Below are 22675 nucleotides of genomic sequence, written 5' to 3' on the forward strand. Positions count from 1 at the left end.
CCCAGGTAGGTCAGGTGACCAGCTTTGGCCTCTTCCCCCAGGTGGGCGTTCTTCAGTTCTACAAAGTTACCCACATGGGCACGGGCACCCAGCACGCTACCAGGGCGCAACCGCGCAAACGGGCCGGCATCGCTGCCCTCGCCCAGCACGGCACCGTCGAGGTGGCTGTTGGCCTTGATGACCACGCCCTTGCGCAGGGTGCTGTCCTTGATCACGCAGTTGGGACCGATGATCACGTCGTCCTCGATCACCACCCGGCCTTCGAGGATGACGTTGATGTCGATCAGCACATCGCGGCCGACGCTGACCTCGCCACGCACATCGAAGCGCGCAGGGTCACGCAGGGTGACGCCGGCGGCCATCAGACGGCGGGCGGCACGCAACTGGTAATGACGCTCCAGCTCGGACAACTGCCGACGGTCGTTGGCGCCCTGCACTTCCATCGGGTCATGCGGCTGTTCGGTGGCCACCACCAGGCCGTCGTTGACCGCCATGGCGATCACGTCGGTCAGGTAGTACTCGCCCTGGGCATTGTTGTTGGACAGGCGGCCCAGCCAGTCGGCCAGGCGCTTGCCCGGTACGGCAAGAATGCCGGTGTTGCCTTCCTGGATGGCTTTCTGTGCTTCGCTGGCGTCCTTGTGTTCGACGATGGCGCTGACCTTGCCCTGCCCGTCCCGCACGATGCGGCCATAGCCGGTCGGGTCGTCGAGGGTCACAGTCAGCAGGCCCAGTTGTTCCGGAGTGACGAGCGTGAGCAGGCGCTGCAGGGTCTCGACTTCGATCAGCGGTACATCGCCATACAGAATCAGTACGGTCTCGGCCGTCAGCACCGGCAGGGCTTGGGCGACGGCATGGCCGGTGCCCAGTTGTTTGTCTTGCAGGACGAAATTGAGGTCGTCGGCGGCCAGTTGCTCACGCACGGCGTCGGCACCGTGGCCGATGACCACGTGAATGCCTTGCGGGGACAGTTGGCGTGCGCTGTGGATAACGTGACCGAGCATGGAATTGCCGGCCACCGGGTGCAGCACCTTGGGCAGGGCCGAACGCATGCGAGTACCCTGGCCTGCTGCAAGAATGACGATATCGAGAGACATGAAGGACCTAGAACGGCAGAAAAAGAAAAAGGGTAGCCGAGGCTACCCTTTTACTCAATCGCGCGGGGAATGCAGCGGGATTAACCGCCGAATTTCTTGCGAATCTGCTGAACGGTGCGCAGCTGAGCTGTCGCCTCGGCCAGACGTGCGGCAGCAGCGCTATAGTCGAAATCAGCGCCTTTTTCGTTCAGGGCCTTCTCGGCAGCCTTGACGGAATCCTGTGCGGAAGCCTCGTCCAGGTCGGCAGCACGTTGCACGGTATCGGCAAGCACCTTGACCATGTTCGGCTGCACTTCGAGGAAACCACCGGAGATGTAGAACACCTCGCGGTCACCGCCCTGCTTGGTCAGCGTGATCGGACCTGGCTTGAGATTGGTAATCAGCGGCGCGTGGCCCGGGGCGATACCAAGATCACCCAGGTTGCCGTGCGCTACTACCATCTCGACCAGACCGGAAAAGATTTCTCCTTCCGCGCTGACGATATCGCAATGGACTGTTATAGCCATGTGCTTGCCTCAACCTGATTAGCGCCCCTTGCGGGGCGCCGGGATTACAGTTTCTTGGCTTTCTCGATCGCTTCTTCGATGCCGCCGACCATGTAGAACGCTTGTTCTGGCAGGTGGTCGTAGTCACCGTTGAGGATGCCTTTGAAGCCAGCAATGGTGTCTTTCAGGGAAACGTATTTGCCTGGAGAACCGGTGAAGACTTCAGCCACGAAGAACGGCTGGGACAGGAAGCGCTGGATCTTACGAGCACGGGATACCAGTTGCTTGTCGGTTTCGGACAGTTCGTCCATACCCAGAATCGCAATGATGTCCTTCAGCTCTTTGTAGCGCTGCAGCACGTACTGAACACCGCGAGCGGTTTCGTAGTGCTCGTTGCCGATCACGTTCGGGTCCAGCTGGCGCGAAGTCGAGTCCAGTGGATCGACCGCCGGGTAGATACCCAGGGAGGCGATGTCACGGGACAGTACGACGGTGGCGTCAAGGTGGGCGAAGGTGGTCGCCGGCGACGGGTCGGTCAAGTCGTCCGCAGGTACGTAAACGGCCTGGATCGAGGTGATCGAGCCGTGCTTGGTGGAGGTAATACGCTCCTGCAGCACGCCCATCTCTTCGGCCAGAGTCGGTTGGTAACCTACTGCCGAAGGCATACGGCCCAGCAGTGCGGATACTTCGGTACCGGCCAGGGTGTAACGATAGATGTTGTCGACGAACAGCAGAACGTCGTTACCTTCGTCACGGAACTTCTCGGCCATGGTCAGACCGGTCAGCGCTACGCGCAGACGGTTTCCCGGTGGCTCGTTCATCTGACCGTAGACCAGGGCTACCTTGTCGAGAACGTTGGAGTCCTTCATCTCGTGGTAGAAGTCGTTACCCTCACGGGTACGCTCACCCACACCGGCGAACACGGAATAACCGCTGTGCTCGATGGCGATGTTACGGATCAGTTCCATCATGTTTACGGTCTTGCCGACACCGGCACCACCGAACAGACCGACTTTACCGCCTTTGGCGAACGGGCAGACCAGGTCGATAACCTTGATGCCGGTTTCCAGCAGGTCGTTGCCGCCTGCTTGTTCTGCGAACGAAGGCGCGGCGCGGTGAATGCCCCAACGCTCTTCTTCACCGATTGGACCTGCTTCGTCGATCGGGTTGCCGAGGACGTCCATGATGCGGCCCAGAGTCGCTTTACCGACTGGAACGGCAATGGCGGCGCCACTGTCGACAACATCCAGACCGCGCTTCAGACCTTCGGTGGAGCCCATCGCAATGGTACGAACCACGCCGTCGCCCAGCTGTTGCTGAACTTCCAGAGTGGTTTCCGCGCCTTGTACTTTCAGCGCGTTGTAGACACTCGGCACGGCATCACGTGGGAATTCCACGTCGATGACGGCGCCGATGATTTGAACGATACGTCCGCTACTCATAGCTGGATCCTCTGAATATTTGAACCGTTAAACCGCGGCAGCGCCGCCGACGATTTCCGAGATCTCCTGGGTGATCGCAGCCTGACGCGCCTTGTTGTAGATCAGCTGGAGGTCGCTGATCAGGTCACCGGCGTTGTCTGTGGCGTTTTTCATGGCGATCATCCGGGCAGCCTGTTCGGCCGCATTGTTCTCGACCACCGCCTGGTAGACCTGCGATTCCACGTAGCGAACCATCAAGCCGTCGAGCAGCTCCTTGGCATCGGGTTCGTAGAGGTAGTCCCAGTGATGCTTGAGGCCTTGATCCGGGGTTGCCACCAGCGGTACCAGTTGCTCTACCGTTGGCTGTTGCGTCATGGTGTTGATGAACTTGTTCGAGACGACCGACAGGCGATCGATACGACCGTCCAGGTAGGCATCGAGCATGACCTTGACGCTGCCGATCAGATCATTGATCGATGGCGCTTCGCCCAGGTGGCTGACTGCTGCCACGACGTTACCGCCGAAGCTGCGGAAGAAAGCCGCGCCCTTGCTGCCGATCACGCACAGGTCGATTTCGATCCCCTGTCCGCGAGTCTCGTTCATGTCCTTGACCAGAGCCTTGAACAGGTTGGTGTTCAAGCCACCGCACAAACCACGGTCACTGCTCACAACCACATAGCCGGCGCGCTTTACAGGGCGCTCGATCATGAACGGGTGGCGGTATTCCGGGTTGGCGTTGGCCAGATGACCGATCACCTGGCGGATACGCTCCGCATAAGGACGGCTAGCAGCCATGCGCATTTGAGCCTTGCGCATTTTGCTGACCGCCACTTTTTCCATGGCGCTGGTAATTTTTTGCGTGCTTTTGATGCTCGCAATCTTACTGCGAATCTCTTTTGCGCCTGCCATGTATCACCTATCAGGTTAGCAAGCGGGGGCTATTGACCCCCGCTGCGGCTTACCAGGTTTGGGTGGCCTTGAACTTCTCGATACCGGCTTTCATGCCAGCGTCGATTTCGTCATTGAAGTCACCCTTCACGTTGATCTTCGCCAACAGCTCGGCGTGATCGCGGTGGAAGTAGGCAATCAGCGCTTGTTCGAAGCTGCCGACCTTGGTGATTTCGATGTCGGTCAGGAACCCACGCTCGGCGGCATACAGCGACAGCGCCATGTCAGCGATCGACATTGGTGCGTATTGCTTCTGCTTCATCAGTTCGGTAACGCGCTGACCGTGCTCGAGCTGCTTGCGGGTGGCTTCGTCCAGGTCAGAAGCGAACTGGGCAAATGCTGCCAGTTCACGGTACTGAGCCAGAGCGGTACGGATACCACCGGAAAGCTTCTTGATGATCTTGGTCTGGGCAGCACCACCGACACGCGATACCGAAACACCGGCGTTCACTGCAGGGCGGATGCCCGAGTTGAACATGGCCGATTCCAGGAAGATCTGACCGTCGGTGATGGAAATCACGTTGGTCGGAACGAACGCGGAAACGTCGCCAGCCTGGGTTTCGATGATCGGCAGAGCGGTCAGGGAACCGGTTTTGCCGGTCACTGCGCCATTGGTGAACTTCTCTACGTACTCTTCGGAAACGCGCGATGCACGCTCCAGCAGACGGGAGTGGAGATAGAACACGTCACCTGGGTAGGCTTCACGGCCTGGTGGACGGCGCAGCAGCAGGGAAATCTGGCGGTAAGCCACTGCTTGCTTGGACAGATCGTCATAAACGATCAGCGCGTCTTCACCGCGGTCGCGGAAGAATTCACCCATGGTGCAGCCAGAGTACGGAGCCAGGAACTGCAGAGCAGCCGATTCCGATGCGCTTGCCGCGACGATGATGGTGTTGGCCAGTGCGCCGTTTTCTTCCAGCTTGCGAACCACGTTGGCGATGGTCGATTGCTTCTGACCAATGGCGACGTAGACGCAGAAAATGCCGCTGTCTTTCTGGTTGATGATCGCGTCGATCGCCAGAGCGGTTTTACCGATCTGACGGTCACCGATGATCAGCTCGCGCTGGCCACGGCCGACAGGGATCATGGCATCGACAGCCTTGTAGCCAGTCTGTACAGGCTGGTCTACCGACTTACGCCAGATCACGCCCGGAGCAACTTTCTCGACCGCATCGGTCTCGGTGTTGTTCAGCGGGCCTTTGCCGTCGATCGGGTTACCCAGTGCGTCGACAACGCGACCCAGCAGTTCCTTACCAACAGGAACTTCCAGGATGCGGCCAGTGCACTTGGCGCTCATGCCTTCGGCCAGGGTGGTGTACGCACCCAGAACCACTGCACCTACGGAGTCTTGCTCCAGGTTCAGGGCCATGCCATAGACGCCGCCAGGGAACTCGATCATTTCGCCGTACATAACGTCGGCCAGACCGTGAATCCGCACGATACCGTCAGACACGCTGACGACAGTGCCTTCGTTACGGGCTTGGGAGGTTACATCGAGTTTCTCGATGCGACCCTTGATGATTTCACTTATTTCGGAAGGATTGAGTTGCTGCATTGCTCTGCTGCCCCTTCAAACTCAAGATTTCAATGCTTCGGCCAGCTTCGCGAGTTTGCCGCGAACTGAGCCATCGATAACCAGGTCGCCGGCGCGGATAACGACGCCACCAATAAGGCTGGCATCCTCCGCAGCATGCAGGCGCACTTCCCGGCCGAGCCGTGCACTGAGAACCTTGGCGAGTTTGTCTTGCTGTTCTTGGTTCAATGCGAACGCACTGGTCACATCAACGTCTACCGATTTTTCCTGCTCGGCCTTGTACAGGTCGAACAGGGCGGCAATCTCCGGCAACAGCAGGAGACGGTCGTTTTCGGCTACGACATTGATGAAATTCTGTGCCTTCTCATCAACCTTGTCGCCGCACACTTCGATAAAAGTGGCGGCCTTTTGTGCGCTCGTCAGTCGCGGGGCCTTGAGCAGGCGCTGCATGGTGTCATCTTGTGACACCGCAGCAGCCAGGCCGAGCATGGCTGACCAATTGGCCAGTTGCTGGTGAGCCTGAGCGTGCTCGAAGGCCGCCTTCGCGTAAGGTCGGGCCAACGTGGTCAGTTCTGCCATGATCGCCCTCGCTTAAATTTCAGCAGCCAGTTTATTGACCAGCTCTGCGTGCGCGTTTTGATCGATTGTGGAGCCCAGGATCTTCTCGGCGCCATTGACTGCCAGGCTACCCAGTTGGGCGCGCAGCGCGTCTTTGACACTGTTCAGTTCTTGCTCGATCTCGGCCTGAGCCTGAGCCTTCACACGGTCAGCTTCGACGCGAGCCTGTTCACGGGCCTCGTCGACGATCTGGTTACCGCGTTTCTTGGCTTGCTCAATGATCTCGGCTGCCTGAGCCTTGGCTTCGCGCAATTGGTTGCCGGCCTTTTCTTGGGCCAGCTCCAGGTCGCGAGCAGCTCGAGAGGCAGCGTCCAATCCATCCGCAATCTTCTTCTGACGTTCGCGCAAGGCAGTGATGACCGGAGGCCACACATACTTCATGCAAAACAGTACAAAGATCGCGAACGCAATGCTCTGGCCAATCAAGGTTGCATTAATGTTCACGCCAACACCTCGCTCTTACGTTGTCCATCCCACTCAATCAACTCGAAGAATCGAGTGATTAGCCAGCGAGTTGACCAACGAAGGGGTTTGCGAAGGTGAAGAACAGGGCGATACCAACACCGATCATGGTTACGGCGTCGAGCAGGCCGGCGACGATGAACATTTTGACCTGCAGCATTGGAACCATTTCTGGCTGGCGAGCTGCGCCTTCCAGGAATTTACCGCCCAACAGGCCGAAGCCGATTGCAGTACCCAGTGCGCCCAGGCCGATCAACAGTGCAACAGCGATAGCGGTAAGACCAACTACAGTTTCCATCTTTCCTCCCGACTTTTACGTCGTATTGGTTAGGTTTTTTAGATTGAAGCGATAAAACAGAATCGTGAGTACATCAGCCCTCGCGGGCACCCTCCCACCGAAGCGAGAGGGTTCAGAAACGCCGCGAGGCGATCTTAGTGGTTATCTTCGTGAGCCATCGACAGATAGACGATGGTCAGCATCATGAAGATAAAGGCTTGCAGGGTGATGATCAGAATGTGGAACACCGCCCAGGCCCATTGCAGGACGATGCCCAGGCCGCTGAGCCACAACAGGCCAGCACCGAACATCACGGCAATGAGGATGAAGACCAGTTCGCCGGCGTACATGTTACCGAACAGACGCAGTGCCAGAGAGATTGGCTTGGCGATCAGGGTCACGAACTCCAGCAGGAAGTTCACCGGAATCAGCAGTGCCTGAACGAAAACGTTCTTGCTGCTGAACGGGTGCAGGGTCAGTTCGCCGACGAAGCCGCCGATGCCCTTGATCTTGATGCTGTAGAAAATGATCAGTGCGAACACCGACAGGGCCATGCCCAGGGTCGCGTTCGGGTCAGTGGTCGGTACGGCACGGAAGAAGATGTGCTCGTTGCCGCTGATCTTGGCTGCCAGGACCGGAATCCAGTCAACCGGTACCAGGTCGATGGCGTTCATCATGAACACCCAGGCGAAGATGGTCAGGGCCAGAGGCGCGATCACGGCGCTGCGGCCATGGAAGCTGTCTCGCACGCTGCCGTCGACGAACTCGACCAGCACTTCGACGAAGTTCTGCAGGGCGCCCGGCTGGCCGGAAGTGGCCTTCTTGGCTGCCATGCGGAAAATGAGAATGAAAAGTGCGCCCAATGCGACCGACCAGCCGAGAGTATCGACGTGGAAGGCCCAAAAGCCCATTTCCTTTGCTTCTGCTGCGGTGTGGGCAAAGCCCCAGTTGCCATCAGCGAGCCGACCGAAGGTCAGGTTCTGCAAGTGGTGCTGGATATAGCCCGAAGCGGTTTCTGCTGCCATGGTTGCCTCAAACGCCCTTAGGTCTGGAAAGTCTTGTTCTCATCAACAGGGGAGCGAACCAGTTGACCGCCTGGATCAACATGAACGCGCCAAATACAGCCAGTGGCGCCAATGGCTTCACCCCTGCGAACGTCAATGCAAAAAGCACCGCCGTCAAAATCAGTTTGCCTGCCTCGCCGGCGTAAAAAGACCGGACGATGGCTTTGGCGGCTCGGGCACCGGAAAACCGGAATGCCTTGTGAGCGAAATACACATTGGGCAGCCAAGCTATCAGGCCCCCACAAAGCCCCGAATATCCGGCTACGACTCCCTTCCACTGCCACAGCGCCAAGGCAGCCAGCAGAACGACGATCAACTGCGCCACCAACACCGGGAAGACCGCGAGGCGGTGGAAAGGCAGGCGGTCTGGCTTGCGTGATTCCATCGCAACAGCTCCTCGGTTGTCGGTCGCCATCATCGTTAACTTGGCATAATTTGTGCCGACAAAATGCGCGCAGAGTATAGGGGCGGTTCAGCCCTCGTTCAACTCCAAGGAACCGATTTCCGACTACACGTTACAGTGCAATTGTTTCAGCGGATGTGAGCAAGGACACCTTGCAGCTCGTCCAGCGAGTTGTACCGGATCACCAGTTGGCCCTTGCCCTTCTGACTGTGGCGGATCTGCACTGCAGACCCCAAACGCTCTGCCAGACGCTGTTCGAGTCGACTTATATCGGGATCGGTGCGTGTCGCTTCGACAGGCTCCGGAGCACTGGTCAACCACTGCCTGACCAGCGCTTCGGTCTGGCGTACGGTCAGACCACGTGCGACAACGTGTCGCGCCCCTTCGACCTGCCGATCTTCAGGCAAACCGAGCAACGCACGGGCATGACCCATTTCCAGGTCACCATGCGACAGCATGGTCTTGATGACTTCCGGCAATGTAGTCAGGCGCAACAGGTTGGCCACGCTGACCCGCGACTTGCCGACCGCATCGGCCACCTGTTGCTGGGTCAGCTGGAATTCCTGCTGCAAGCGCTGCAGGGCCATCGCCTCGTCGACCGAATTGAGGTTTTCGCGCTGGATGTTCTCGATCAGCGCCATCGCAATGGCAGTTTCATCGGGCACATCACGAACCATGGCCGGAATCGTCTCGACTCCGGCCTGCTGGCTCGCGCGCCAGCGGCGTTCACCGGCGATGATTTCAAAGCGGTCGTTGCCGATCGGACGAATCACGATCGGCTGCATCACGCCCTGAGTACGGATCGACTGCGCCAGTTCTTCCAGTGCAGTCGGGTCCATGTCGCGACGCGGCTGGTACTTGCCACGCTGGATCAGGTCCAGAGGCACATGCTGCAGCTCGCGCTGATCGATCTTGCTGGCCTGTTCTTCCAGCAACGTGACGGTCGGTATGCTGCTCGGACTGCTCAGCAGTGCGTCCAGCCCGCGTCCGAGACCTCTTTTCTTGACGGCCATGGTTTCCTCAGGCGGGCTTGGCAGCTTTTGCACTGCGACGTTGACGACGGACCAGTTCACCGGCAAAGGCCAGGTAGGCCTGTGCTCCGCGTGAGGACTTGTCGTAAGCGAGCACCGGCATGCCGAAGCTCGGCGCTTCGGCCAGACGGACGTTGCGCGGTATCACGGTGTCGTACAGCTGGTCACCGAAGTGTTCCTTGAGCTGCGCCGAGACATCGTTGCTCAGGCTCAGGCGCGGATCGTACATCGTGCGCAGCAGGCCTTCGATCTTGAGATTGGGGTTGAGCATCTCGCCGATGCGCTTGATGTTATCCACAAGGTCGCTCAAGCCTTCGAGGGCAAAGTACTCGCACTGCATGGGGATGATGACCCCATCGGCGGCCACCAGGGCATTGAGAGTCAGCATCGACAGCGACGGCGGGCAGTCGATGAGAATGAAATCGTAGTTTTCGCGGATCGGCGCCAGCGCATTGCGCAGGCGGCTCTCTTTCATCTGCATTTCCAGCAGGACCACTTCGCCGGCCGTCAGGTCGCGGTTGGCGGGCAGCAACTGGTAACCGCCATGTTCGGAAAACTTCATGGCCTGAGCCAGATCGCATTCGCCGATCAGCAGGTCATAAATCGAGTTTTCCAGGGTGTGTTTATCCACACCACTGCCCATGGTGGCATTGCCTTGTGGATCGAGATCGATCAACAACACGCGGCGCTTGGTCGCGACCAATGACGCGGCGAGGTTGATGCAGGTGGTGGTCTTGCCCACTCCACCCTTCTGGTTCGCTATCGCGAATACCTTAGCCATTCTTGCTTGTGTTCCCAGTCATGCCGTGCGGCGCAGTATCAGCAGATGGCGTTGGCCTTGGCAACCTGGAACGGCCAAGGCCTGAGCGCTATCGAGACGAAAATCTGTGGGCAATGCTAACAGCTCATCGCTCGGATGCAGCCCTTTCATTGCCAGCCAGCGTGTTTCGGTGTCACCCATGTGGCGAGTCCAGCCGGCGAAATCCTCCAGGCTGCTGAACGCCCGGGAAATAATTCCGGTGTATGGCAGGCCTGGCTGGTACGTCTCGGCGCGACTGTGGATAACTTCGAGGTTGTCGAGTTTCAGCTCCAGTTTGACCTGGGTCTGGAAGCGGCTCTTCTTGCCATTGCTGTCGAGTAACGCGATATGCGCCTGTGGAAACAGGATCGCCAGCGGAATGCCCGGCATGCCGCCGCCGCTGCCGACATCCAGCCAGCGTGCACCTTCGATGCAGGCATCGGCACCGGACGACGCTTTGACGAACGGCACCACGCTGAGGCTGTCGAGCAAATGCCGGGAGACCATTTCGTCCGGGTTGCGCACAGCAGTGAGGTTGTAAGCCTTGTTCCATTTGATCAACAGGGCCAGATACGCCAGCAACTGGCTGTGCTGGGTGTCGCTGAGCTCGATGCCGAGTTCACGCGCCCCTGTGGATAATTCTTCGGCGTGTTGCGGTGTCACCATGGCACTCAAGCGCTTTGCTCCAGCTCACGGCCTGCGCCGCGTTTTTTCAGGTGAATCAGTAACAGGGAAATCGCCGCCGGCGTGACGCCGGGGATACGCGAAGCCTGGCCCAGCGTCTCGGGACGAGTTATCCCCAGCTTGGACTGGATTTCCTTCGACAACCCGGAAATCGACGAATAGTCGATGTCTTCCGGCAGGCGGGTGTCTTCGCTGGCACGCAGCCGGGCGATTTCGTCCTGTTGCCGGTCGATGTAACCGGCGTACTTGGTCTTGATCTCGACCTGCTCGGCGACCTGTGGATCGCTACAGCCCTCGCCGGTCAGCTCAACCAGGCTGGCATAGTCGATTTCAGGACGGGTCAACAGGTTGAGCAGGTTGTATTCATGGGTCAACGGCGTGCCGAAACGCTCGGCAATCGCATCGCCGCGCTCGGTGCCGGGGCGTACCCAGGTACTTTTCAGGCGCTGTTCTTCGAGTTCGATGCTTTCGCGCTTGGTGCAGAACGCCGCCCAGCGGGCATCGTCGACCAACCCCAGCTCGCGGCCTTTTTCGGTCAGGCGCAGGTCGGCATTGTCTTCGCGCAGGATCAGGCGGTACTCGGCCCTGGAGGTGAACATCCGGTAGGGCTCTTGCGTTCCGAGGGTAATCAGGTCGTCGACCAGCACGCCCAGGTACGCTTCATCGCGACGCGGGCACCAGCTTTCCTTGCCCTGCGCGCGCAATGCCGCGTTGGTTCCGGCCAGCAAACCCTGAGCACCCGCTTCTTCGTAGCCGGTGGTGCCATTGATTTGCCCGGCGAAGAACAGGCCGCCGATCACTTTGGTTTCGAGGCTGTACTTCAGGTCGCGCGGATCGAAGTAGTCGTACTCGATTGCATAGCCGGGCCGCACGATGTGGGCATTTTCCATGCCCTGAATCGAACGCACGACCTGCAACTGCACATCGAACGGCAAGGATGTCGAGATGCCATTGGGGTACAGCTCATGGGTGGTCAGGCCTTCCGGCTCGATGAACACCTGATGGCTCTGCTTGTCGGCAAAACGATGAATCTTGTCTTCGATGGACGGGCAATACCGCGGGCCAACGCCTTCGATCACGCCGGAATACATCGGCGAGCGATCAAGGTTGGCAGCGATGATCTCGTGGGTGCGCGTGTTGGTGTGGGTGATCCAGCAACTGACCTGACGCGGGTGCTGTTCCTTGTTGCCCAGAAACGACATGACCGGAATCGGCGTATCGCCCGGTTGTTCGGTCATGACCGAAAAATCCACCGACCGACCGTCGATACGTGGCGGTGTACCGGTTTTCAGGCGACCGACGCGCAGCGGCAGTTCACGCATGCGGTGGGCCAGGGCAATCGAAGGCGGATCACCGGCACGACCGCCGGAATGATTCTGCAGACCGATGTGAATCAGCCCGCCCAGGAAAGTACCGGTGGTCAGCACCACGGAATCGGCGAGAAAACGCAGGCCCATCTGGGTCACGACGCCACGCACCTGATCCTGCTCAACGATCAGGTCGTCGCAGGACTGCTGGAATATCCACAGATTGGGCTGGTTTTCCAGGATTTCCCGGATAACCGCCTTGTAGATGGCGCGGTCGGCCTGGGCGCGAGTGGCACGAACTGCCGGGCCCTTGCGACTGTTGAGCACGCGGAACTGAATACCGGCCATGTCGGTGGCAACGGCCATTGCACCGCCGAGGGCATCGATTTCCTTGACCAGGTGGCTTTTACCGATGCCACCGATGGCAGGGTTGCAGCTCATATGGCCAAGGGTTTCGACGTTGTGCGTCAACAACAGTGTTTTAACGCCCATGCGTGCCGAGGCGAGTGCCGCCTCGGTACCGGCATGACCGCCACCGATGACGATCACTTCAAAACGGGAAGGGAAATCCACCACGCACCTCGTGCCTGTTGTAGATGGGAAATTGGGATAGCTGACAAGTATAGGGACTTCACCCCTCTGAATGAAACCCGTTGAACAAAAAATGACCAGTCGTGCAAAAAGGTCCGGAGTCTAAAAAAATTAGAAAGAAAGAAATCTTTTAAAACCTTGTTTTTAATGCTTATGTTACTGAGGCACCTTTCTGTGGATAGATTGCTACAGCCCATGTTTTTCAATGTGTACAGAGTTTTTAAAGTCTGTACACAGGTGCCATTGGGGGCTATGGATAACTCTGTTTGGCCTGTGTATAAAAGTGCCGATTGTCCACAGGGGCAGTTTTGCCCAGCTTTCAGGCATGCTTATCAACCGGGCTGAAGGGCAGTTATGCACAGGGCTTATGCAAGCATCCACAATCGTCTGAAATGCTGGATTTGCATGCTTCAAATCGCACAAAACCCCTTCTGCGTCGGGGCTTAAGTCCTGTTGATAACTTTTTTTAAAAATAATCGCGCTCACGACAAATAAAAGTCGTGATGGAAGGCGCTTGTGGTCGGCGGCGTCGCAAATTAATAATAGCGATTATCATTCACTCGCCCTGTGCCCCTCTCATGTCCTCTCCTTCCCATACGGCAGCTGTCCAGTCGATCTACGAACAGCATCATTCGTGGCTGTATGGCTGGCTCAAGGGCAAGCTCTCCAACACCAGCGATGCGGCCGATCTGGCGCATGACACGTTCGTACGTATCCTGGCCGCGCGTAACGCCGACGATATCCGTGAACCGCGCGATTACCTGACCACCATCGCCCGTGGCCTGGTTATCGACCGTTACCGGCGCCAGGCCATCGAGCAGGCCTGGCTGCAGAGCATGGCTGCGCGCCCTGAGGCGGTAGTGGTCAGTGAAGAGGACAAGGCTGTCATCATTGAAACCCTGCTGGCTGTGGACAAAACCCTGTCTGACCTGGGTGCGCGAACGCGCACGATCTTTATGCTGACGCAGATCGATGGCCTGACTTATCAACAGGCGGCCGATCAATTGGGGTTGTCGATCAGCAGCATCAAGAAACACATGATTCGCGCCTTGACCGAATGCTCGGTCCTGATGGCTACGCTGTAATGGCCAGTCCCGTTAACCGTCAGGTGCTCGAGGCGGCGGCCACCTGGTACGTGCAGTTTCAGTCCGAGCCGGCCAGCCGTGCTCAGCACCTGGCATGGCAGCACTGGCTGGCCAGCGATCCGGCGCACCAGGCGGCCTGGAACCAGATGGAGCTTGTGCAGCGCAGCCTGGGCGTGATGCCAGGCCTCGCGACCCGCCAAGCCTTGTCGGGCACCGCACAGCGCCGTCAGGTGCTCAAGCTGCTGTTGCTGCTGCCAGCCGTCGGTTTCGTCGGCTGGCAAGCACGTGACTCTGTGGATTACTGGGCCGATTATCGGACCGGCGTTGGTCAGCAACGCAGGATCGAACTGGCCGATGGCAGTCAGATCGACTTGAACACCGGGACCGCTATCGATGTGCGTTTTGACGCACAACAGCGGCTGATTCACCTGCGCAGCGGGGAAATTCTGGTACGCACCGGCAAGCGTGGCGATCAGCGGCCTTTTCGGGTTCAGACTCGCCAAGGGCATGTGCAGGCGCTGGGCATTCGTTTTAGTGTGCGCCAGCTGAGCGATGTCACTCATGTCGGGGTTCTGGAGGACGCTGTGAACCTCTTTCCCGAAACCGCTGTGGATAAAGTCGTGCTGCTCAAGGCAGGAGAAAGCGCAGATTTCGATACCCGCAGGGTGGGCCCTGTGGACAGTTATCGTGCTTCGCAAGTGGCCTGGGTCGATGGTCAGTTGATCGTGCTCAATGCGCGTCTTGGGGATGTCGTCGCTGAACTGGCACGTTACCGCCAAGGCGTTATGCGCTGTGACGAACGTGCCGCCTCACTGCGGGTGTCCGGTACGTTTCGTCTGGATGCCCTTGAGGCGGTATTGGCCAATTTACAGGCCAGCCTGCCCATCGAGGTGCGCTATTTCACGCGCTATTGGGTATCGGTCAGCCACACCGGTTGAAGCGTCCGAAATTTTTTTGCCGGGCGATGATCTTTTTCAAACCTGAGACGGCCCTTCCATTAATCGCGATCAACGCGAATCTTTGCCATCATCAGGGTCTTCATCCATGCGCTTTGCTTCGATTCCGCCTTATGCCCGCCAGCCCCTTGCCCGCCACTGTATCGCTTACAGCCTGTTGATCGGCGGCGCAGTCATTTACCCGCTGCTGGCCAGCCAGGCGCAAGCCCAGACCCAGCGCTTTACCGTGGCCGCAGGCCCTGTGGATAACGCGCTGAGCCAGTTTGCGGCGCAGGCCAATGTCATCCTGTCGTTCTCCCCCGCCCAGACCGCCAACCGCCGTACACCGGGACTGCAAGGTGAGTATTCGGTAGAGCAAGGCTTTGTCCGGTTGCTGCAAGGCTCGGGGTTGCAGGCGGTGGCTCAGGCGCCAGGCAGCTACATTTTGCAGGCCGTGCCGGCAACCGGTTCGGTGGAGCTGGGTGAAACGATGATCGACAGCAGCCGCACCGACTCATTCGCCCAGGACAGCGCCAGCGACACCGGCTACAAGGCCCGCGCCAGCCGTGCCGCGACCAAGACCAGCACACCCTTGAGCGAGACGCCGCGCTCGGTGTCGGTAGTGACCGGCCAGCGCATCAAGGACCAGAAGGCGCAGACGCTCACCGAAGTGCTCGGCTATGTCCCCGGTATCTTCGCCCCGCCCTTTGCCGCCGGCGATAGCCTGGCGGGCGATCTGTTCTTCATCCGTGGCTTCAACGCCACCGACTACGGCTACGGCCTGCTGCGCGATGGCTTACGCGTGCAAGGCAACCGCTACGACACCACCACCGACACCTATGGCCTGGAGCGTGTGGAAATCTTCCGGGGACCGTCATCGATTCTGTATGGCGAGAACGCCCCGGGCGGCCTGGTGAATCTGGTCAGCAAACGCCCCACCGCCACGCCGCAAGGTGAAGTACAGCTCAGCTACGGCTCAAACAATCGTCGGCAACTGGCTGTGGATATCTCCGGCCCCCTGAACGAAAGCGGCAATGTTCAGGGCCGTGTGGTGATGCTGGGTCGCAATGCCGACACCCAGACCGACCATGTGCCCGACGATCGGCTGTACATCGCACCGTCCCTGACCCTCAACCTTAATGACGCCACACAACTGACTCTGCTCAGTCATTACCAGAAAGACCACACCAACATGGAGCTGGGCCTGCCGGCCGCCGGCACCCTGCTGAACAACCCCAACGGCAAGCTCGGCAAGGACACCATGCTCGGTGTGCCGGGCTGGAACACCTTCGAGCGTGAAACCTGGAGCCTGGGCTATGAATTTATCCACAGCCTGAACGACGACTGGCAGTTCCGGCAGAACTCGCGCTACCAGCAATCGCGCGTCAGCCGTCATGAAACCTGGCCGGGTAGCCTGAACAACGCAGGCTTCGGTACTCAACTGAATGTCACCGCTTACGATCGCTTCAATAAATCGATGGTGTATTCGCTGGATAACCAGCTCGAAGGCAAATTCAGCGCAGGCGCTGTGGATAACACCGTACTGATCGGCGCCAGCTATGACCGCACCTCGTTCAGCCAGGATTGGGACGCAGGCTTTGCCGGGCAGATCAACATCTTCAACCCGGTGTATGCCCGTGACCCGGTTACCTCTATTGCCGTGCAGAACACCTTGCTCACCCAGCAGATGCAGGGTCTGTACGGGCAATGGCAAAGCACCTGGAACAACTGGATCTTCCTGTTGGGCGGTCGCCAGGATTGGGTCGACAGCGATTTTCGCAACAAGCTGGCGCCCGCCGGCGACATCAGTGGCAACGACAGCAAGTTCACCTGGCAGACCGGCCTGATGTACCGCTTCGACAACGGCCTGACGCCTTACGCCAGCTATTCCACCGCCTTTGTGCCGGTGCAGCAGATCTCCAATGGCGGCGCGCCACTGGACCCGATCACCAGCTCGCAGATCGAAGTGGGCGTTAAATACGAGCCGGCCGGCTGGAACACTGCGATCACCGCATCCGTGTTTGACCTGCGCAAGGAAGACGACACTTATCTGGACGCCACCACTTCGACCTACCGCCAAATCGGCGAAAGTCGCTCCAAGGGCGTCGAGCTGGAAATCAACAGCGACATCACCCGTAACCTGAACCTGACGGCCGCCTACACCTACACCGATGCGCGGGTCACCAAGGATGCGCCAGGCTCGTTGATCGAAGACCACCAGGTTACCGGCGTACCGCGTAACCAGGCTTCGCTGTGGACAAAATACCGCTTCCTGGACGGCCCATTGAGCGGTCTGTCGGTCGCAGGTGGCGTGCGCTACTTCGACAGCACCTTCGCTTATACACAGCCCAGCCTCTATGGCCGCCTCGATTCGGGCGACGTGACGTTGGTGGATGCGGCCATCGGCTACCAGATCGACCGGCACTGGTCGGTGGACCTGAACGCGCGCAACCTGTTCGACAAGGAATATGTATCGGGCTGCAACGATGCCGGCCGTTGCTATTGGGGCGACAGCCGTACGTTGCTGGGGACGGTTTCATACAACTGGTAGAACTGTGGATAAGGTGTTCAGGTATTGGCTGAACAGGCAGCAGGTGTTTATGGTGACCGTCCCCTTATCTGTCCGAGGAGACGGTCATGTTTATCCACAGACACCGATTGCACCTGCGCCTCAAAAGTGCGCTTGCGGCCCTGCTCATGGGCCTGACAGGCCTCACGTATGCGGCCGATCACGTGTACATCGTCCACGGGTATGGCGCAGCTCCCGACAGCCACTGGTTTCCATGGCTGAAGCAGCAAATGGAAAAGGCCGGCGCCAGCGTCACTGTCGTCGAGCTGCCGTCCTCCAGTGCCCCGCAGCGCGAAGCCTGGCAACAGGCATTGCGACAACAGATTCCGAACCCCGATAGCCACTCATGGTTTGTGACCCACAGCCTGGGCAGCATCGCGTTGTTGCAATACCTCAGTGAGCGCAAAGACTTATCCACAATCGGTGGGTATGTGCTGGTCTCGGGGTTCAATGAAAAACTGTCGAACATTCCGCAGATCGACAGTTTTATCCAGCCTGATCTGGATTATCGCAAGCTGACTGGACTTACCCACAATCGCGTTGTCATTGCGGCCCGGAATGATGTGGTGGTGCCGCATGCGGTCAGCCAGCGTTTGGCGAAAAGGCTGGACGCACGGTTTGTCTCACTGCCACAAGGCGGGCATTTTCTTGCAGACGATGGTTTCAAAAGATTTCCACAGGTGCTGGAAGAGCTGAAACGGGAGATGTCCACGCCGCAATAACAGGGGTGTGGGTAACTTGACGCGCTCGGTATTAAATACCGTCAAAGAAATTTAACTATTTGATTCATATAGAATTTTAAAGGAACAGAAAAGCCTCGAACATCAGCAATGCTGGTGCAAAGTCCATTGTCCCCTGCCTTTTTGCGAAATTTTTAACCGATCCACCACGAGCAATCGGGGCGCCGATCAGCCCCGATCCTACTCACAGAGTCATTCTGTTTTGCAGCAATGAGTCTTGTGACTAACTAATCCTTCCGGTCCTTGGTTGACCCTGTGGATAGTTTATGCAGCGATCATTTACCAATACAAAAACTGGAAAAAATCCTGCCCAGCAGATCATCGGAGCTGAATGCCCCGGTGATCTCGCCCAGGGCTTGCTGCGCCAGTCGTAAATCTTCGGCCAGCAATTCGCCGGCGCCCGCCAGGGTCAGTTGCGCGTGGCCGTGTTCCAGGAAGCTGCTGGCGCGGTGCAGGGCATCGAGGTGACGACGACGGGCGCTGAAGCTGCTTTCAGAGGTCTGTTGATAACCCATGCAGGCCTTGAGGTGTTCACGCAGCAGATCAAGGCCTTCACCGGCCGCCTTGGCGCTGAGGCTGATGGTGACATGGCCATCGCCGCTGGTTTCCAGCCCCACGACATCGCCGCTCAGGTCGGCTTTGTTGCGAATCAGGGTAACTTTGGCCGGGTCCGGGCGTTGTTCCAGAAATTCCGGCCACAGGGCGAACGGATCGGTGGCTTCCGGGGCGGTAGCATCCACCACCAGCAAGATACGGTCGGCCTCACCAATGGCCTTGAGAGCGCGCTGCACGCCGATCATCTCGACCTGGTCCTCGGTATCACGCAAGCCTGCGGTATCGACCACGTGCAGCGGCATGCCATCGATGTGGATATGTTCGCGCAGCACGTCCCGGGTGGTGCCGGCGATGTCGGTGACGATGGCCGCTTCGCGTCCTGCCAGGGCATTGAGCAAGCTGGATTTGCCTGCGTTCGGGCGACCGGCGATCACCACGTTCATGCCATCGCGCAGCAAGGCACCTTGTCCTGCCTCGTGCTGCACGGTGGATAACATGTCGCGCACGTTATCGAGTTTGCCCAGCACCACGCCGTCGGCAAGAAAGTCGATTTCTTCCTCGGGAAAGTCGATGGCCGCCTCGACATACATGCGCAGGCCGATCAGCAATTCGGTGAGTTTATCCACACGCTGCGAAAATGCTCCTTGCAACGAGCGCAACGCATTGCGTGCGGCTTGTGCCGAGCTGGCCTCGATAAGGTCGGCGATGGCTTCGGCCTGGGCCAGGTCGAGCTTGTCGTTGAGAAACGCCCGCTCGCTGAATTCCCCCGGGCGTGCCAGGCGGCAGCCCAGTTGCAGGCAGCGCTGCAAGAGCATGTCCAGGACCACCGGGCCACCGTGGCCCTGCAACTCCAGCACGTCTTCGCCGGTAAACGAGTTGGGACCGGGAAAGTACAAGGCAATGCCTTCATCCAGCACCTGCCCCTGGCCATCTTCGAACGGACCGTAATGGGCATAGCGCGGTTTGAGGTCACGGCCGGTGATGGCGTTGGCAGCCTTGGCCGCCAGCGGGCCGGAGAGACGCACGATACCGACGCCTCCACGTCCCTGAGCAGTGGCGATGGCGGCGATGGTCTCACGAGGGGCGTTCATGGCGACTCCTGAAAAACTGACAGATAGCAAAACGCCCCACGAGGGGGCGTCTTGTACAACATGTTCACAGGTTAGATCAGACAGTTGCTTTCTTGGAAGCCGCTTCGATCTTACGTGTGATGTAAGCCTGCTGCAGGATCGACAGGGTGTTGTTCACAACCCAGTACAGAACCAGACCGGCCGGGAACCACAGGAAGAAGAAGGTGAAGATGATTGGCATCATTTTCATTACCTTGGCCTGCATCGGGTCCGGCGGTGTCGGGTTCAGACGCTGCTGGATGAACATGGTCGCGCCCATGATGATCGGCAGGATGAAGAACGGGTCCTTGATCGACAGGTCGGTTATCCACAGGATCCACGGGGCCTGGCGCATTTCAACGCTTTCCAGCAGTACCCAGTAGAGCGCCAGGAACACCGGCATCTGCACGAGAATCGGCAAGCATCCACCCAGCGGGTTGATCTTCTCTTTCTTGTACAGTTCCATCATCGCCTGGGACATCTTCTGGCGATCGTCGCCGAACTGCTCTTTCAGCGCGGTCAGTTTCGGCGCCACGGTGCGCATGCGCGCCATGGATTTGTAGCTGGCCGCCGACAGCGGGAAGAACAGGCCCTTGATGAGCATGGTCAACACGATGATCGACCAGCCCCAGTTACCGAGCACGGCGTGGATATGTTGCAGCAGCCAGAAGATCGGCTGGGCAATGAACCACAGAATGCCGTAGTCGACGGTCAGTTCCAGGCCTGGGGATAACTCTTTGAGTACCGCCTGGCTTTTCGGACCGGCATACAGCGTAGCGCCGGTTTCGCCCTGGGCGCCCGGTGCAACGGTCAGAGATGGACTGGTGAAGCCGATAATGTAGTTGCCTTGCGTGTCCTTGCGGGTCTGCATGGCATTGCTGACATTGTGCTCCGGGATCCAGGCGGTCACGAAATAGTGCTGCAGCCAGGCAACCCAGCCACCCTGCACGGTTTCACGCACTTGACCCTTGTCGATGTCTTTCATCGACACTTTCTTGTACGGCTCCGAAGGTGTCCACAGGGCAGCGCCCAGATAGGTGGCGGTACCGGTGGCCGTCGTCGACGACGGATCGGAGCTGGCATCACGCTTCAACTGGCCAAACAGGTTACCCGACCAAGGCTGCGCGCTCTGGTTATCCACAAGGTAGGTAACTTTCAGATCGTACAGGCCGCGGTTCAGTGTGAAGCGCTTGGTGTAGTTGACGCCGTTTTCCGAGAATTTCAGGTCGACGACCAGTTGATCCTGGCCGTCAGCCAGTTGATAACTTTTCTGTGTCGACGCATAAACCGGACGACCGGTAGCACGCGCGTCCGGACCGTTGGTGCCGGTCAGGCCACTCTGGGCCAGAAAAGTGCGTTCGCCGCCGTTATCGAACAGCTGAAATGGAATCTCGGGGCGGTCTTGACGACGTGGGTACAGCGGCAAACGCAGCTGGACGACGTCACCACCGACCGGATCGATGGCCAGATCGAGCACATCAGTGCTGATTTTGATCAGATCCTTGCTGACTGCAACGGGGGTTTCGACAGGGGCGACAGTCGCTCCCGGAGCCGTTGGTACATCGGCACTTGCTGTACCGTCGTTGGCAGCAGCAGGTACATCGGCATTGGTAGTGGTAGCAGCAACAGTCGGGGTCGGCAAGGCAGCCTGGCCGTAGTCTTCGTTCCATTTCAGAACGCCGACATAGGTCACGATTGCCAGGGCGCCGATCAGGATCGTGCGTTTAATATCCATGATTACTCGGCCATCGAAGAAGAGCGGGAGGTAGGAACGGGTGGAACCGGATCATAGCCACCGGGATTCCACGGATGACAGCGACCTAATCGTCTGATGGTCAGCCAGCCGCCGCGCAGAAGGCCATGATGTTCGATGGCTTCCAAGGCGTAGCAGGAGCAAGTGGGGTAAAAACGGCAATGACTTGCCATCAATGGGCTGATGGCATAGCGATAAAACTGGATCGGAACGAGTGCCAGTTTACGCATCTGGATTGTCCACCCCTGCAGGTTCAGGTTGTTCCGGAACTGCTGGAACAGCAGGCCGGCTGCGTGCCAGACGCTTCCAGAGCTTGCTGAAATGCTGGATCAACTCGGGATTACCCAGGTCACCCAGCCCTTTGCGCGCGACGATCACGATGTCCCAGCCGACCAGGTTGTCCTGGTGCAGTCGAAACGATTCGCGGATCAGGCGTTTCAGGCGATTGCGCTCAACGGAGAGCTTGACGCTCTTCTTACCGATCACAAGCCCCAGACGGGGATGCTCAAGGTCGTTGTCGCGTGCAAGGATCAGGAGATTTTTTCCCGGAACCTTGCCGGTGGGGGAGTCAAAGACTGCCTTGAAATGCCGGGGGGTCAGCAGACGCTTTTCCCGACCGTAGTCCTGACTCACCACCTGTACCGAAAAATCAGACGGCCAGACGCTTACGGCCTTTGGCGCGGCGACGCGACAGAACGGCACGGCCGTTCTTGGTGGCCATACGGGCACGGAAACCGTGAGTGCGAGCGCGCTTGATAGTGCTGGGTTGGAAAGTACGTTTCATGGCGTGTTACCTGGTTCGTCGACAACGGGCCGGAATGGCCCCCGTTTTAAGAGACCGGCGATTCTAGAGAAAGCAAGTCGATAGGTCAATTTCCAACCAGCGTTTACTTCAATCACTTCTCTATAAAGATGCAGCGACTGTCCTGTCCTGCTTCAGCCCCGATCTGTAAAACAGGCGTAGCTATAGAAACAAGAAGACCTTTTATAAAGCTTTTTTGAAGAAGCTATTACTCTTGTACAGGCGACTATCTGTGGATAACCTTCTACAGCCCTTTGATTTCAAGATGTACAGCGAATTGAAAGTCTGTCGAGAAGCGGTGCTCTGGCTGTGCTGCGCCTTCGGATAAGCTGTGTATGAAAGTGGTTTTTATCCACAGGGCAGTTATGCACAGACTTCAACCCCTACTTATGCAAGGACCTGAAGGCAG

At 58.5% G+C, this 22675-nt stretch carries 22 protein-coding genes and 1 pseudogene; 4 read left to right on the forward strand and 19 right to left on the reverse strand.

The features are described from left to right. From glmU to mnmG, 14 genes and pseudogenes are all read right to left on the reverse strand, one after another. Positions 1-1094: pseudogene (glmU, locus tag ACYP2A_RS14520) on the reverse strand (bifunctional UDP-N-acetylglucosamine diphosphorylase/glucosamine-1-phosphate N-acetyltransferase GlmU); the annotation flags it as partial. Positions 1095-1174: 80 nt separating this feature from the next. Further along, positions 1175-1600: a F0F1 ATP synthase subunit epsilon gene (locus ACYP2A_RS14525; protein ID WP_122471272.1), complete on the reverse strand. Its 426-nt coding sequence runs from the start codon at positions 1598-1600 to the stop codon at positions 1175-1177. Between the two features lie 44 nt (positions 1601-1644). Further along, positions 1645-3021 carry a F0F1 ATP synthase subunit beta gene (atpD, locus tag ACYP2A_RS14530; RefSeq protein ID WP_056840950.1) on the reverse strand — a complete coding sequence of 459 codons (1377 nt, stop codon included), beginning with the start codon at positions 3019-3021 and terminating at the stop codon, positions 1645-1647. 27 nt (positions 3022-3048) lie between these two features. After that, on the reverse strand, positions 3049-3909 hold the full coding sequence (gene atpG, locus ACYP2A_RS14535) for a F0F1 ATP synthase subunit gamma (protein ID WP_459745921.1): 861 nt from the start codon (positions 3907-3909) through the stop codon (positions 3049-3051). Positions 3910-3958: 49 nt separating this feature from the next. Continuing rightward, positions 3959-5503 carry a F0F1 ATP synthase subunit alpha gene (gene atpA / locus ACYP2A_RS14540; RefSeq protein WP_459745924.1) on the reverse strand — a complete coding sequence of 515 codons (1545 nt, stop codon included), beginning with the start codon at positions 5501-5503 and terminating at the stop codon, positions 3959-3961. 21 nt (positions 5504-5524) lie between these two features. Continuing rightward, entirely contained in the window at positions 5525-6061 is a 537-nt protein-coding gene (locus ACYP2A_RS14545) for a F0F1 ATP synthase subunit delta (protein ID WP_459745926.1), read from the reverse strand. Positions 6062-6073: 12 nt separating this feature from the next. Continuing rightward, the gene (locus ACYP2A_RS14550; RefSeq protein ID WP_459745929.1) at positions 6074-6544 is read right to left on the reverse strand and encodes a F0F1 ATP synthase subunit B; all 471 of its coding nucleotides are present in this window, start codon (positions 6542-6544) and stop codon (positions 6074-6076) included. A gap of 58 nt (positions 6545-6602) precedes the next feature. Beyond that, a complete protein-coding gene (atpE, locus tag ACYP2A_RS14555; RefSeq protein WP_002555987.1) occupies positions 6603-6860 on the reverse strand; it encodes a F0F1 ATP synthase subunit C in 258 nt (85 codons plus the stop codon). A 134-nt stretch (positions 6861-6994) separates the two neighbouring features. Next, the gene (gene atpB / locus ACYP2A_RS14560; protein ID WP_459745933.1) at positions 6995-7864 is read right to left on the reverse strand and encodes a F0F1 ATP synthase subunit A; all 870 of its coding nucleotides are present in this window, start codon (positions 7862-7864) and stop codon (positions 6995-6997) included. Between the two features lie 7 nt (positions 7865-7871). Continuing rightward, positions 7872-8288, reverse strand: coding sequence for a F0F1 ATP synthase subunit I (locus ACYP2A_RS14565; RefSeq protein WP_459745935.1), 417 nt, complete (start codon positions 8286-8288; stop codon positions 7872-7874). Positions 8289-8434: 146 nt separating this feature from the next. Beyond that, entirely contained in the window at positions 8435-9319 is an 885-nt protein-coding gene (locus tag ACYP2A_RS14570) for a ParB/RepB/Spo0J family partition protein (RefSeq protein WP_459745937.1), read from the reverse strand. A gap of 7 nt (positions 9320-9326) precedes the next feature. Continuing rightward, on the reverse strand, positions 9327-10118 hold the full coding sequence (locus ACYP2A_RS14575) for a ParA family protein (protein ID WP_459745938.1): 792 nt from the start codon (positions 10116-10118) through the stop codon (positions 9327-9329). An 18-nt stretch (positions 10119-10136) separates the two neighbouring features. After that, positions 10137-10811, reverse strand: a complete 675-nt coding sequence (gene rsmG, locus ACYP2A_RS14580) for a 16S rRNA (guanine(527)-N(7))-methyltransferase RsmG (RefSeq protein ID WP_459745940.1) — start codon at positions 10809-10811, stop codon at positions 10137-10139. Continuing rightward, positions 10808-12700, reverse strand: a complete 1893-nt coding sequence (mnmG, locus tag ACYP2A_RS14585; RefSeq protein WP_459745941.1) for a tRNA uridine-5-carboxymethylaminomethyl(34) synthesis enzyme MnmG — start codon at positions 12698-12700, stop codon at positions 10808-10810. The genes rsmG and mnmG overlap by 4 nt, the downstream gene beginning before the upstream one ends. Positions 12701-13296: 596 nt before the next feature. On the opposite strand from mnmG, the gene ACYP2A_RS14590 reads away from it, so the two are divergent. The 4 genes from ACYP2A_RS14590 to ACYP2A_RS14605 all read left to right on the forward strand — a co-directional run bounded on the left by ACYP2A_RS14590 (position 13297) and on the right by ACYP2A_RS14605 (position 18029). Continuing rightward, positions 13297-13803, forward strand: coding sequence for a sigma-70 family RNA polymerase sigma factor (locus ACYP2A_RS14590; protein ID WP_459745944.1), 507 nt, complete (start codon positions 13297-13299; stop codon positions 13801-13803). After that, positions 13803-14741 carry a FecR domain-containing protein gene (locus tag ACYP2A_RS14595; protein WP_459745946.1) on the forward strand — a complete coding sequence of 313 codons (939 nt, stop codon included), beginning with the start codon at positions 13803-13805 and terminating at the stop codon, positions 14739-14741. Before ACYP2A_RS14590 ends, ACYP2A_RS14595 begins: the two co-directional genes overlap by 1 nt. Before the next feature lie 106 nt (positions 14742-14847). Continuing rightward, positions 14848-17289, forward strand: a complete 2442-nt coding sequence (locus tag ACYP2A_RS14600) for a TonB-dependent siderophore receptor (RefSeq protein ID WP_459745948.1) — start codon at positions 14848-14850, stop codon at positions 17287-17289. Positions 17290-17396: 107 nt separating this feature from the next. Further along, positions 17397-18029 (forward strand): RBBP9/YdeN family alpha/beta hydrolase, encoded by a 633-nt coding sequence (locus ACYP2A_RS14605; RefSeq protein WP_459745950.1) that lies wholly within the window; start codon positions 17397-17399, stop codon positions 18027-18029. 293 nt (positions 18030-18322) lie between these two features. On the opposite strand, the gene mnmE is transcribed toward ACYP2A_RS14605, so the two are convergent. The 5 genes from mnmE to rpmH form a co-directional block, all read right to left on the reverse strand. Beyond that, positions 18323-19693, reverse strand: coding sequence for a tRNA uridine-5-carboxymethylaminomethyl(34) synthesis GTPase MnmE (gene mnmE / locus ACYP2A_RS14610; protein ID WP_459745951.1), 1371 nt, complete (start codon positions 19691-19693; stop codon positions 18323-18325). A 76-nt stretch (positions 19694-19769) separates the two neighbouring features. Beyond that, positions 19770-21446 (reverse strand): membrane protein insertase YidC, encoded by a 1677-nt coding sequence (gene yidC, locus ACYP2A_RS14615; protein WP_459745953.1) that lies wholly within the window; start codon positions 21444-21446, stop codon positions 19770-19772. A 2-nt stretch (positions 21447-21448) separates the two neighbouring features. After that, positions 21449-21694, reverse strand: coding sequence for a membrane protein insertion efficiency factor YidD (gene yidD / locus ACYP2A_RS14620; RefSeq protein ID WP_459745954.1), 246 nt, complete (start codon positions 21692-21694; stop codon positions 21449-21451). Further along, positions 21687-22097, reverse strand: a complete 411-nt coding sequence (rnpA, locus tag ACYP2A_RS14625) for a ribonuclease P protein component (RefSeq protein ID WP_459745955.1) — start codon at positions 22095-22097, stop codon at positions 21687-21689. Before rnpA ends, yidD begins: the two co-directional genes overlap by 8 nt. Before the next feature lie 16 nt (positions 22098-22113). Continuing rightward, positions 22114-22248 carry a 50S ribosomal protein L34 gene (gene rpmH, locus ACYP2A_RS14630; protein WP_002551315.1) on the reverse strand — a complete coding sequence of 45 codons (135 nt, stop codon included), beginning with the start codon at positions 22246-22248 and terminating at the stop codon, positions 22114-22116. Between the last annotated feature and the right edge of the window lie 427 nt (positions 22249-22675).

It is taken from the genome of Pseudomonas sp. 3A(2025) (assembly GCF_054589175.1).